Source organism: Mesorhizobium sp. AR02 (genome assembly GCF_024746835.1).
In the GTDB taxonomy this organism is placed as follows: Bacteria; Pseudomonadota; Alphaproteobacteria; order Rhizobiales; family Rhizobiaceae; genus Mesorhizobium.
This window is the reverse complement of sequence record NZ_CP080531.1, coordinates 946449-958747: the sequence shown is the minus strand read 5'-3', so window position 1 is coordinate 958747 and position 12299 is coordinate 946449. Positions and strand designations below refer to the sequence as shown.

Annotated in this window: 9 protein-coding genes; 7 read left to right on the top strand and 2 right to left on the bottom strand. The window is 63.0% G+C overall.

Annotated features, from left to right (window positions below):
- From DBIPINDM_RS09090 to DBIPINDM_RS09070, 5 genes are all read left to right on the top strand, one after another.
- On the top strand, positions 1-372 hold the full coding sequence (locus tag DBIPINDM_RS09090; protein ID WP_027045792.1) for an MmoB/DmpM family protein: 372 nt from the start codon (positions 1-3) through the stop codon (positions 370-372).
- 73 nt (positions 373-445) lie between these two features.
- Positions 446-1468: an amidohydrolase family protein gene (locus DBIPINDM_RS09085; protein ID WP_258585422.1), complete on the top strand. Its 1023-nt coding sequence runs from the start codon at positions 446-448 to the stop codon at positions 1466-1468.
- A gap of 5 nt (positions 1469-1473) precedes the next feature.
- Positions 1474-2271, top strand: coding sequence for an iron-sulfur cluster assembly protein (locus tag DBIPINDM_RS09080; RefSeq protein ID WP_258585421.1), 798 nt, complete (start codon positions 1474-1476; stop codon positions 2269-2271).
- A gap of 77 nt (positions 2272-2348) precedes the next feature.
- Complete coding sequence (locus DBIPINDM_RS09075; RefSeq protein ID WP_258585420.1) at positions 2349-3980, top strand: molecular chaperone GroEL; 1632 nt, start codon at positions 2349-2351, stop codon at positions 3978-3980.
- A 38-nt stretch (positions 3981-4018) separates the two neighbouring features.
- Complete coding sequence (locus DBIPINDM_RS09070; protein WP_258585419.1) at positions 4019-5062, top strand: NAD(P)-dependent alcohol dehydrogenase; 1044 nt, start codon at positions 4019-4021, stop codon at positions 5060-5062.
- A gap of 90 nt (positions 5063-5152) precedes the next feature.
- On the opposite strand, the gene DBIPINDM_RS09065 is transcribed toward DBIPINDM_RS09070, so the two are convergent.
- Positions 5153-7231: a sigma-54-dependent Fis family transcriptional regulator gene (locus DBIPINDM_RS09065; protein ID WP_258585418.1), complete on the bottom strand. Its 2079-nt coding sequence runs from the start codon at positions 7229-7231 to the stop codon at positions 5153-5155.
- A gap of 85 nt (positions 7232-7316) precedes the next feature.
- Entirely contained in the window at positions 7317-7790 is a 474-nt protein-coding gene (locus DBIPINDM_RS09060; RefSeq protein WP_258585417.1) for a hypothetical protein, read from the bottom strand.
- A 399-nt stretch (positions 7791-8189) separates the two neighbouring features.
- On the opposite strand from DBIPINDM_RS09060, the gene DBIPINDM_RS09055 reads away from it, so the two are divergent.
- Together DBIPINDM_RS09055 and DBIPINDM_RS09050 are read left to right on the top strand one after the other, a co-directional pair.
- Positions 8190-10739, top strand: coding sequence for a caspase family protein (locus tag DBIPINDM_RS09055; protein ID WP_258585416.1), 2550 nt, complete (start codon positions 8190-8192; stop codon positions 10737-10739).
- Between the two features lie 464 nt (positions 10740-11203).
- On the top strand, positions 11204-12295 hold the full coding sequence (locus DBIPINDM_RS09050; protein ID WP_258585415.1) for an OmpA family protein: 1092 nt from the start codon (positions 11204-11206) through the stop codon (positions 12293-12295).
- The last annotated feature ends 4 nt before the right edge of the window (positions 12296-12299 follow it).

The following is a 12299-nucleotide window of genomic DNA, read 5'->3' as shown; positions in this document are numbered from 1 at the left end:
ATGTCACTATCTGCACGCGACGCAACGCATTCCAACATCTTCAAGGCGATGAAGGACATCACCTTCGAGCAGACGATTTCGCACCAGTGCGGCGTCACCATGAACGACTCGGTCGAGGCTCGCGCCATCGCCGAATTCATGGGCCAGAAGCCGGGGGTGACCATCACTTACCAGCCGGCGCTGATCCGCATCGACGGCGACGGCAAGCTGATCTTCAAGATGGACGCGATCGGCGAATATCTCGGCCGCGAGATTTCGGCCGAGACCTTCGAGGTCAACACCTCCACCCATTACGGCCGCATGGTGCGCGTCGACGACAACACCGTGATCCTGTTCGGCAACATGGACGAGATGTTCGAGTACATCGAATAGCCACCACGAAAATCCGGCGCGCCGCCAAGTGCGGCGCGCCCAACCGATCAACGCGATTGCTGCGGAGGCAACCATGTACAGAACACCGGAAGGCAAGGACATTTTCGTGGTCGACGGCCACACCCATTTCTGGGACGGCAGCCCGGAAAACCAGAAGAACATCCACGGCAAGCAGTTCATCGAGTGCTTCTATGCCTATCACACGGGCTTGAGCCCGAAGGACCAGCTGTGGGAGAAGAGCAAGTTCGAGAAATACAGCGCCGACGATCTCTATCGCGACCTGTTCATCGACGGTCCCGACGATGTGGCGATCGTTCAGTCGACCTACCTCAAGGATTTCTACAAGACCGGCTTCAACACGATCGAGCGCAACGCTGAGGTGGCCAAGCGCTATCCCGAACGCTTCATCGTCAACGGCGCCTTCGATCCGCGCGACGGCGAGAAGGCGCTGGAATACATCCACTTCCTCAAGGAGACCTACAACGTCAAGGGCGTGAAGATGTACACGGCCGAATGGAACGGCGCTTCCAAGGGCTGGAAGCTCACCGATCCCGATGCCTACAAATGCTTCGAACTCTGCGACAAGCTCGGCATCAGGAATATCCACGTCCACAAGGGCCCAACGATCATCCCGCTCTCGAAGGATGCGTTCGACGTCCATGACGTCGACCACGCGGCGACGGATTTCCAAAACCTCAACTGGATTGTCGAACATTGTGGCCTGCCGCGCCTCGACGATTTCTGCTGGATCGCGACGCAGGAAACCAATGTCTATGGCGGCCTGGCGGTGGCGCTGCCCTTCATCCATGCGCGCCCGCGTTATTTCGGCGAGGTCATCGCCGAGCTTTTGTTCTGGCTCGGGCCGGAGAAGATCCTGTTCGGTTCCGACTACGCGATCTGGACGCCGCGCTGGCTGGTCGAGAAGTTCTGGGCCTACCAGATCCCTGAAGATATCGCCGCCGAACGCGGCGTGCAGCTGACCGACGAGATCAAGGAGAAGATCCTCGGCCTCAACGCCGCGCGCCTCTACAACATCAACATCGAAGCCAAGAAGAAGGCGCTCGCCAGCTCGCCCTTCAGCATCGCGGCGGAGTAGGGGCCATGGCAACCGCCAATGTTTCCGGCGACTGCCAGAAGGAACTCTGGCGGCGCCTTGGTGAGGTCAACGACCCGGAACTCGACGAACCCATCACCGAGATGGGCTTCGTCGAGCGGGGCGAAGTGAAGGGCGATGGCAGCGTGGAGATAGACTTCCGCCTGCCGACCTACTGGTGCTCGCCCAACTTCGCGTTCCTGATGCTGGACGGTGTGCGCAAGGCGCTCGACCAGCTCTCCTGGGCGCCGGCCTATCGCGTCAAGCTGCATGACCACATGTGCGCGGACGAGGTCAATCGCGGCATGGCGGAAGGCAAGACATTCGGCGACATCTTCGCCGTGCTTGCCGAGGATCAGGATCTCGGCGGCTTGCGCGAAACCTTTGCGATGAAGGCCTTCAAGCGGCGCCAGGAGGCAATCCTGCGCGGCCTCAAGGCGCACGGCCTGACGGATCGCGAAATTGTCGGCATGGACCTGCCGGCCTACGACGTCGCCCGGTTCGAGCCGGGCGAGGCGGCTAAGCAGAAGCCGCGATACCGGGCGGCTCTGCTCGAGCGGTTTCCCGACCGGCGGGCGGATGATCCCGTGTTCGTGACCTGGGACGGGCAGCGCATCCCGCCTGGCGCGCTCAGCGCCCATCTCGCCGAACTGCGCGGTGTGCGCATCAACATGGAGTTCAACGGCGCGCTGTGCCGGGGGCTCAAGCAGACCCGATACAAGGAACTGGATGTGGTCGACGGCGAACCGACGCTGGTCGATTTCATCATGGATCGCGTGCCGGCACGAACCGCGCCGACCGCCTGAAGCAGAGCCGACAGCAACGGCCTCCCTTGCACGAGGCCCCTAACCAACAACCCGCCCGTAAGGCGGAAGGAGGAATCATGCCCAAGATAATGCTTCACAATTCCGAGGCCCGCCGTGCGCTCGCCCGCGGTGTCTTCCGGCTCGCCGCCGCCGTCGAGCCGACGCTCGGCCCCAAAGGCATGAACGCCATGATCGACCGGCCGATCGGCACGCCGATGGTGACCCGCGACGGCGTCAGCATCGCTTCCGAGATCGAGCTGCATGACCGTTTCGAAAACATGGGCGCGCAAGTGGTCCGCGAAGTGTCGATGCAGACCAACGAGATCGCCGGCGACGGCACCACGACGGCCATCGTGCTGGCCAACGCGCTCATCCAGGGTGGCGTCGAGGCGAATGAGCGCGGCGTGAAATCCGTCGATCTTTGCAAGGGCATCGACCTGGCCGTGGCGGCGGTGGTGGCGGCACTCAAGGCTTCCGCCAAGCCGGCAAAGGGCAATGGCATCCTGGCCTCGGTCGCTAATATCGCCGCGACCAATACCAAGCTTGGCGCGCTGGTGGCGGAAGCCCATCAGCGGGTCGGCGCCGAAGGCGTCATCACCACCGACTTCAGCGTCACCACCGAGACCACGCTCGATGTCGTTGAGGGCATGTCCTTCGAACGCGGCTATCTCTCGCATCACATGGTGACCGACCAGGAGAAGATGGAGGCCGTGCTCGAGCGGCCGTACATCCTGATGACCGATCTCAAGATCAAGGAACCCGAGCAGCTCGATGCGGTCCGCCGCATCGCCGACGAGGCCGGTCGGCCGCTGCTGATCGTGTCCGAGGAAATGTCGCCGGAAGTGGTGGTGACGCTGCTCGGCAAGCAGGGGCCGGGACGATACCTCGTCGTCCACCCACCGGAATATGGCCATTGGCGCAAGGCGATGATGGAGGATCTGGCCATCATCACCGGCGGCAAGGTGATTGCGCGCGATCTCGGCGGCCGGCTGGAGGATGTCACCGCTGAGGATCTTGGTACGGCCGACCGGGTGAAGACCAGTTCGTCCTACACCTCGATCATTCGTGGCGGCGGCGACCATGCGGCCATCGCCTCGCGCCGCGCCCAGGTGCAGCGGCAGTATGAAGCCTCGCCGCCGAACATCGACCAGGACAAGCTGCGCGAACGCCTTGCCAAGCTCTCCGGTGGCACCGCGATCCTCTATGCCGGCGGCGTCACGCCGGTCGAGCAGAAGCGGACCATCCAGCTGATCGAGGATTCGCTGAACGCGGTGCGCGCAGCATCCGAAGAGGGCGTGGTCGCCGGCGGCGGCTCGGCACTCGCCCAGATCGCGCCGCTGCTCGACAAGGTGGCGGCCGGCGTCGACGGCGATGTCGCCGAGGGGGTGCGCCTGGTGCGGTCGGTGCTGTCGCGGCCGCTGTGGCGCATCGCCGCCAATGCCGGCGCCGATCCCGAAGCTGTGGTGATCGAGGTTACCCGCATCAATGGCGGCTACGGCTACAACGCATCGACCGGTGCGTATCAGAACATGTTCGAGGCAGGGATCATCGATCCCGTTCGTGTCACCTACACAGCGCTCGCCAACGCGGCTTCCGTGGCGACGCTGATCCTGACCACCGAAACGCTGATTGGCGATCTTGCCGAGGATGAGGATCCGACGGCCGGTCCGGCGCGTGGCGGCGGTTCCGAAAAGCTCGGCCGCGCCTGAAGCAATCCAGACAATCTCGACGTTGAAGGGATACGACGATGAAAGCTGCCAGACTCTACGAATACGACCCGAAGATGAACGTCCAGCTCAAGATCGAGGAGGTCAAGGCGCCGACCATCACCGCGCCCGACGAGGTGATTGTGCGGGTGGGGGCCGCCGGTCTTTGCCGCACCGACCTGCACATCATCGAGGGCGTGTGGAAGCCGACCATGGATCCCGAGGGCACGCTGTTGCCCTACATCATGGGTCACGAAAATGCCGGCTGGGTCGAGGAGGTCGGCAGCGGCGTCAGGTCGGTCAAGCGCGGCGACGCGGTGATCTGCCATCCCTTCCGCTCATGCGGCATCTGCCTCAACTGCCGCCATGGCGAGGACATGTATTGCGACAACGGCCAATTCCCCGGCCTCGGCATGAATGGCGGTTTTGCCGAGTACTTCATCACCAGCGAGCGCTCGCTGATCAAGCTCAATGCCAACATCACGCCGATCGAAGTGGCGCCGCTGGCGGACGCCGGCATAACCGCTTACCGCGCCGCCAAGCGCGCTGCAAAGCTGCTGCGGCCGGGGAGTTACTGCGTGCTGCTCGGTATAGGCGGGCTCGGCCACATCGCGCTGCAATCGCTGCACGCGATTTCAGGCTGCCGCATCATCGCCGTCGATCGCGAGCCGGCGGCGCGGGTGCTGGCCAAGGATCTCGGCGCCGATTTCATCCTCGATGGCGGACCGAATGTTATCGAAGAGGTCAGCCAGATCACCGGCGGTGGCGCCCATGTGGTCATCGACTTCGTCGGTGAACTCGGCGTCGAGAACATCTGCTGGAAGATGGTGCGCAAGGGCGGTCAGCTGTTCGTCGTCGGCTATGGCGGCAACATCAACGTGCCGACCGCGCATCTCGTTATCGAGGAGATCAACATCGGCGGCAGCCTGGTCGGCAATTTCACCGAGCTTGTCGAACTGATGGAGCTCAACGCCGACGGCAAGGTGAAGATGCACTACACCGAGTACAACCTCGCCAGCATCAACACCGCGCTCGATGATTTCAAGAACCGCCGGTTCACCGGTCGCGGTGTCATCGTGCCCTGAGGCATCCGGAGGCGGGCCACCAGCCTGATCTATCGGCCACCATTCCCCAACCCATGGCGCAAATGCCATGGGTTTCTTTTGTGCTGCGTTTCAGAGAAAGCCGCGTCGGATGCCGTATTGGCCGAGCTTGCGATAGAGCGTCGGCCGTGAAATGCCGAGCCGCAGCGCAACCTTGCTGAGATTGCCGCTCTCGGCGGCAAGCGCATTCTTGATCGCCTGGCGCTCCGCATCCTCGAAGGTACATACAGGGGCTTCGAGCATGGTGGCGGGATGGTCGCTGTGCGTGGGCATGCCGCCGCGATCGCCGGCACTGATTTCCCCGGGAAGATCCTGGAGTTCGATCGTGCCGCCGCGCGCCAGTATGTGCAGGCGCTCGACCAGGTTCTTCAGTTCGCGCACATTGCCCGGCCAGCGATAGGCCAGCAGCGCGTCGAGCGCTTCGTTCGAAAACTCCAGCGGGTCATTGCCGGCCAGCTTCGCGATCTGCCGATTGAAATGCTCGATCAGCAGCAGCACGTCGTCGCCACGCTCGCGCAGCGCCGGGACATGAATCGAGACCGCGCCGATGCGGTAGTAGAGATCGCTGCGGAAGCGCCCGGCCGCCACCTCTTGCTTGAGGTCGCGATTGGTCGAGGCGACCAGTCGCACATCCACCGGCCGTCCCCTGGAGTCGCCGATGCGGTGGACCACGCGCTCTTCCAGGACACGCAACAGGAAAGGCTGGATTTCGAGCGGCAACTCGCCGATTTCGTCAAGGCTGAGCACGCCGCCATTGGCGAGTTCGAAGATGCCCGGCTTGCCGTCGCGCGAAGCGCCGGTAAAGGCGCCGGCGACGTGGCCGAACAATTCGCTGCCGAACAATTCCTTGGTGATCGCGCCACAGTTCATGGCGATGAACGGGTCGTTTTCGCTGCGCCGGCTGCCGGCATGCACAAGCCGCGCGAACAGCTCCTTTCCGACGCCGGTTTCGCCTTCGATCAGCAGCGAGGTGACACCATTCGACCCGGCCACCCGGGAGGCGATGTCGACGGCAGCCAGCAGCTTTTCGCTTTCGCCGACAATCATCGCCGCGGCTGTTCGCAGGTGTTTGTTCTCCTCCCGGCGGATCACCGTCATGCTGGAGACGGCCGGCACCGAGGGGAACACCAGGGCGGCACCCCGCAGGTCGCCGTCGAGCTTCAGCGGCGTGACGTGGCAGGAGCGCAGGTGCGGCGGCAGTGCGTTGGCCAGATCGGTGTCCGAGCCGGAGGCCGGCAGGTTCATGAGCCAGCGGCCACGCCCTGGTTCCATCGGGCCGTCCATCATCTCCGTCGTGTCGCCATTGGGCACATTGTTGCAGAAGATGGCGCGGCCGCGATGATCGACGATCACCAAGCCGTCTTTCCGACGATAGCTGGGCGCCGAGGAAATGAAGGCCTCGAGCAGGCGCGTGCGCTGCTCCTGCTGCTGCTCGGCCAGCGCCTTTTCGATCTGCCTGGCAGTGGCGGCGACAAGTGCGGTGTTGTGCGGCCGGAAGATCGGCGAATAGCCCGACAGGTCGACGACGCCGATGATCTTGCCGTCCAGCGGATCGCGGATCGGCGCGCCGGCGCAGGTCCAGGATTTGATGCCGGCGCAGAAATGCTCGGCCGCGTGAACGAAAGTGGGCTCACCGGTCCACAGCGCCGTGCCGATGCCGTTGGTGCCGACGGCGCCCTCGTTCCATTTGCCGCCGATGGCGAGGTGGATATCCATGCCGTCATGCAGCGTCTTCTTGTCACCGATGGCGTCGATCAGCACGCCGTCGCTGTCGGCGAGCACCAGCATCGCGCCTGTCCCGTCCAGCAGCTGGCCAAGCGAGGCGAACGACCGGCGCGCCGCCGAAAGTAGCTCGGCATTGGCGCGGGTCAGATATTCGATCTCGTCGCGATCGCTGCTCAGCGGCGCTTCGATGCCTTGCGCATTGATGCCGCCGGTGGCGCTGCGATACCAGGAATCGTGGATCAGCGAGCGTACATGGACCGGATCGCGCGCGGATGTCGGTTCGTCGGAAAGAAAACTCTCCCACGCCCGCATCGTCGCGCGCTCGTCATAGTCGATCCTGTCCAGAACCAGTCGTCCGGTGGCCATCGACGCATGCGTCGCAAGAGCATCGGTTTTCATCGGATTGGGGCCGCTCGCGTGTCTCATTCAGTCATCACAGTACCTTTTGAGGTATGCCATTTCTGTATGCCGTCGCGGATTGGACGTGCGCAGCGACGCCCAACAGCTGCCGTCAGGCGATGCCGAGTTTCGCGCCGATGTCGGCTGCCAGCTGTTCTTCGGTATAGCTCGCGGTCAGCCGGAATCCATCCAGCCCGGCGAGCACCTCGGCGATGGTTTCGTCGACCGGCGAGAAGAAGCCGTTCTGCTTCGTTGCCAGCACGAAGACCTGGTCGCCATCGCGGTTGCGGACATCGCCGATATGATGAAGTTGGCGGCCCGTGTTCTGATCCTTGGAGATCACACGGCCGTTCATGGTGACGCGGATGGACGGGCTTGCTTCAGTGGCGGTTGCAGCGCTGCCGCCGACATGGATGATCAGCCCTTCCGCCTTGGGTTGCTGGCGCGGCTGCCTGGAGGCCGAGTAGCCGCCGCCGCTGATCTGGTCGGCAATGCGAGTGATAGTGGAGCGGTTCTGCTCGATCAGTCGCTTGACCTGAACATCCTCGCGCCGCGGGCCGTCCCGCTTGGAGATGATCTCGACCATGAATCCTCCCAGATTCGTTGGCTTGGCAGTGCCGTGGGTACGGTCATTCTTATTTGCAGCGGACCCTACACTGCCATCGCCAGATCCGCCATTCACATTAGGTAGCGCCGAAATTCACATCGTTGGTAGCAGGTGGCTGCTACACGAGATGCCCTGCTGGCCCCTTCTGTTTCAAAAAGTTGTGACTCGAGCCTGACACCCACGCGGTTCGACACTCATTGCGGATGGTTCGGCTCTGAGGTAGTTTACACACTCGGATGAGGAAGGTGCCTGCTGGCGGGACGGATTTTCACTCTTGTTCTCGTTATGTCTCGGCGGATTGTGAGTTCTTCAACAGATCTTGATACCGCAATCTGGGGAGCTTGTGGTCGTCAGGTCGCGGCGGTTGAGGCAGTTGCCATGCTCCGACTTTGCGGATTGATTGCGGTCTTCCTCGTAGCGGCCCTGACGAGCTTCGATGCGTCGGCCGATCGAAGGGTCGCCCTGGTGATCGGTAATTCCGAGTACCGGGAAATCCCCGCTCTCAAGAACCCCGACAAGGATGCCGAGGACGTATCCAAGACGTTTCGGCTTGCCGGCTTCGAAGTGTTCGTTGCCAAGGATCTCACAAAGCTGCAGTTCGAGGAGCAGTTCCGCAACTACCTCGCGGCGGCCGACGGCGCCGATCTTTCCGTCGTCTATTATTCCGGCCATGGCTTTCAGATCGGTGGCGAGAATTTCCTGATCCCCGTCGATGCCTCGCTGAAGAATGCGGCCGACATAGAGGTCCAGGCGGTCAAGCTGGACGATGTCCTGCAGCAATTGCGCGCCAAATCGAAGATCCAGGTGATCATCCTCGATGCCTGTCGCAACAATCCGTTTCCGCGCAAGGATTATTGGCTGAGGGACCAGCTGATCACGGCGGGCAACACCGGCCTTGCGCAGGTCAAAAGCTCGTTGAACACGCTGATTGCCTTTGCCACCGAGCCGGGGGCGGTCGCCTATGATGGCGCGGGAGACCTCAGCCCGTTTTCATCCGCATTCTCGCGTCGCGCGCTGGCGCCGAACCAGGAGATACGCTCGGTCATGGCCGCGGTGCGCCGCGATGTGGTCGAGGCCACCGACGGCAAGCAGGTTCCCTGGGAAAACTCCTCACTCATCGACGAGGTTGTCCTGATGCGCCGCGCCAGCCGGCCTTCGCTGCCGCCGGTCCTGGAGAAGGTGGTGCCGTCGGGTGTCGGACCTGTTGCCCTGGACCTGCCGGAACCGGTCGATGTCGATGGCGGATCGATAACCGTCAGCATCGAAAGGCCGCCTGCGCTCGGACGCCTGCTGCTGGACGGCAAGGCCGTCGCGGTCGGCGAACCGATCGAGGGCAAGGACCTGCCGCGCCTGAAGATGGATGTGCCCAAGGGTGCCGGTGCGCCCGAAGAGGTGGACATGCTGGCCTACGCCACGCATGACAATTGGGGTGGCCAGGCCCAGGGCATCATGGTGTTCCGTGTCAAAGATGGCCAGGGCGCCCAAGGCGAACAGATCGTGGCCTCGCTCGAGACCGAGCAGAAACAGCAGGTGCTGGAGCGGGGCATCCATATCACCGGCGCCGCCGAGGCGATCGAAAACCGTCAGATCAGCGTCCCGGTCGGTGTCGGCCCGGTTCCACTGAAGCTGGACTTCCCGACAAACGATCCCGCGGTCAGCCTGAAACTCGCGAGCTATCCGGCAACCGGGACCCTGTCCCTGCCGGATCGTGCCCTGTCGCCGGAGTCGAGCCTGATGGCCGATGAGGTCGACCAGCTGCGCTACGAACCCCAGATCGGTGCCGCCCAGCCGGTCGAGGTCGGCTTCGAGATCCGCGCCGACAGCAGCTCATCCAAGCCCGCCACCATGAAGCTGTCGCCAAGCGTCGATCCTTGCGACCAGGCCGCCGGCGAGCCGCTCGACCTGCAAGGCGTCGTCCCAGGCCTGCTGCCGAATGAAATCGGCGCCGAGGCGGTGAAGGCCTGCGAGGCGGCGGTGAAGGCCTATCCCGATGTCGCCCGCTTCCGCTACGAACTGGGCCGGGCGCTGCTCGCGGCCGGCAAGGTCGATGAAGCCAAGCCAGTCATCGAAGACGCCGCCAAAAAGGGACATGTGCGCGCCGTCTACGAACTCGGCTACTTGCACGCGACGGGAACCGGGATGGCCATCGACCGCAAGCAAGCCAACGCCCTCTACAAGGCCGCGGCCGACAAGGGCGATCCTTATGGCATGATGGCGTGGGGCCGTGCCTTGTTCAACGGCTACGATGTCGAACGCGATACCGGCAAGGGTCTCGACCTGCTGCTGAAGGCAGCGGCGATGGGGCACACCTATGCCATGAACGAGCTTGCCGCGATCTTCACCGAGGGTCGCAACGGCGTGCACGCCGACCCAGCCCGTGCCGTTGCCTTCCTGCAGGCTGGTGTCGAGCGGCAGGACATGTATTCGATGAACCTGCTCGGTCGCAACTATGCCAGCGGCCTGGGCGTCGAGAAGGACCCGAAGGCGGCGATGGCGCTTTTTCAGAAAGCCATGGATCTCGGCCAGCCATATGCCCCGGCCAGCCTTGGGCGCATGTACCGAGACGGCGTGGGCCTGGAAAAGAACCTAGACGAAGCGCAAAGGCTGTTTGAACTGGCGACTTTGCGAGGCGATCACTCCGGCGCCTATGATCGCGCGGCCCTCGAAATGGCAAAGGGCGACAAGGCCGATCAAGCCGTTGCCGTACGTTTCCTTGCATTCGCCGTTGCCCTCGATCTTCGCAATGAGCTCCCTGGCGCCTCAGCGAGCTTGGCGAAATTCGGCGCAAAGGCGAAGACGACGGCATTGAAAGAGCTGCGCCAACAACTCAAGGCGAAGATCCCCGCCTCCGGTTCACTGGACACTCAACTGGTCAATGCGGCCAGGGGGATCTGGGAAGAAGCCAATCCACGTCGGGACCTGTTTTGAGCAACGAGGAGGCAATGGTGGGCAGGGCATTGAAGCGAATATTTATCGGAGCGGTTTTGTCCAGCTTCTTGACGGGACTCACGGGCTGCATCTCCATCGCACCCAAAGTCGAACCGGCGCCTGCGCCGGTCAAGCATCACAGGGTGGTTCGCACGACGCCTACGCCGAAGGTGACCAAGTACAAAAGGACGGTCGCCAAGAAAGTGATAAAGCCGGCCGAGGAAGCCCCTAAAAAGCCGCCAGTCATCCCCGCTCTCGGCGGAGGCACAGGCAACAGCGGTGGTGGGGGCAGCAGTTGGTGACGAGCTTGTCGGGTTAGAGCTTGGATGTGGCGGGAAGCGGCGTTGGCGCCGGCTTCCGAAATTTCTCAAGATTTCCGGACGTGCTCGCCAAGCGGCCGCGAGTGCTCTATTGTCCCTTCCCGGTGTCGGTGTCGATACGGTAGTCCTGGGCAGGGGCGGTCCATGTTCGAAGTCGCATTCTGGTGGAAGACAACGTCGAAAGGCCCTGCTGCAAGAGCTCTTGGTCTGATCGTTGTGCCATTGCTGTTGCTAGGATCGCAAGCCGCCAGCGCCGCGCCGAACTGGACGCTCGATCCCGCCGCTTCGGTGATCACCTACCAGTCGGTCAAGAAGAACACGATCGTCGAGACCAACAAGATCAGGAACATCACCGGCACGCTTAGCGCGGCGGGTGATGCCAAGGTCACGTTCGATCTCAATTCGGTCGATACCGGCGTTGACCTGCGCAACGTGCGCATGCGCTTCCTGTTCTTCGAGACATTCAAGTACCCGACCGCCGAGCTGACGGCGAAAGTGGATCCCGCCGCATTCGCCGATCTGGCGACAAAGCGCAGGGTGAAGGCAACCTTGCCGTTCCGCCTCAATCTGCACGGTGTCGACAAGGATCTCGAGGCCAGCGTCGTCGTCACCATGATCAGCGACAACATGGTGTCGGTCGCCTCGGAGGCTCCGGTCGCTGTCCATGTCGAGGATTTCGGCTTGCTGCCGAACATCGACAAGCTGCAGCAGGCCGCCAATGTCACCAACATCGTGCCCACCGCGTCGGTATCGTTCGATTTCGTCTTCACCGCCGATGGCAGCAAGCCGGCCGCCACCCAGACCGCCGCGGCGAATTCAGCCGATGTCGGACCCGTTGCCACCGATGCCGCCAAGGCGAATTTCAGCGACGAGGAATGCCTGAACAGGTTCGCCGTGCTCTCGCGCACCGGCGCCATCTACTTCCGGCCTGCCAGTGCGCGGCTCGATGCGAAAAGCCGTCCCTTGCTGACCGAGGTCGAAGGTGTCGTCGGAAAATGCCCGAGCCTGAAGGTCGAGGTCTCCGGTTATACCGATTCCGACGGCTCGCCGGAGGCGAACAAGCAGTTGTCGGAACGCCGGGCCCAGGCGGTTGCCGACGCGTTGATTGCCGCGGGCATCCCGCGCAACCAGGTCAGTTCCGCCGGCTATGGCGAGGAGCGGCCGGTTGCTGCCAACGATACGCCCAAGAACAAGGCGCTCAACCGGCGGATCGAGTTTTCCGCTACCAAGCTCTGAGGGT

Coding starts and splice junctions, on each gene's coding strand:
- DBIPINDM_RS09090 (WP_027045792.1), top strand. CDS start 1: ATGTCACTATCTGCACGCGACGCAACGCATTCCAACATCTTCAAGGCG.
- DBIPINDM_RS09085 (WP_258585422.1), top strand. CDS start 446: ATGTACAGAACACCGGAAGGCAAGGACATTTTCGTGGTCGACGGCCAC.
- DBIPINDM_RS09080 (WP_258585421.1), top strand. CDS start 1,474: ATGGCAACCGCCAATGTTTCCGGCGACTGCCAGAAGGAACTCTGGCGG.
- DBIPINDM_RS09075 (WP_258585420.1), top strand. CDS start 2,349: ATGCCCAAGATAATGCTTCACAATTCCGAGGCCCGCCGTGCGCTCGCC.
- DBIPINDM_RS09070 (WP_258585419.1), top strand. CDS start 4,019: ATGAAAGCTGCCAGACTCTACGAATACGACCCGAAGATGAACGTCCAG.
- DBIPINDM_RS09065 (WP_258585418.1), bottom strand. CDS start 7,231: ATGAGACACGCGAGCGGCCCCAATCCGATGAAAACCGATGCTCTTGCG.
- DBIPINDM_RS09060 (WP_258585417.1), bottom strand. CDS start 7,790: ATGGTCGAGATCATCTCCAAGCGGGACGGCCCGCGGCGCGAGGATGTT.
- DBIPINDM_RS09055 (WP_258585416.1), top strand. CDS start 8,190: ATGCTCCGACTTTGCGGATTGATTGCGGTCTTCCTCGTAGCGGCCCTG.
- DBIPINDM_RS09050 (WP_258585415.1), top strand. CDS start 11,204: ATGTTCGAAGTCGCATTCTGGTGGAAGACAACGTCGAAAGGCCCTGCT.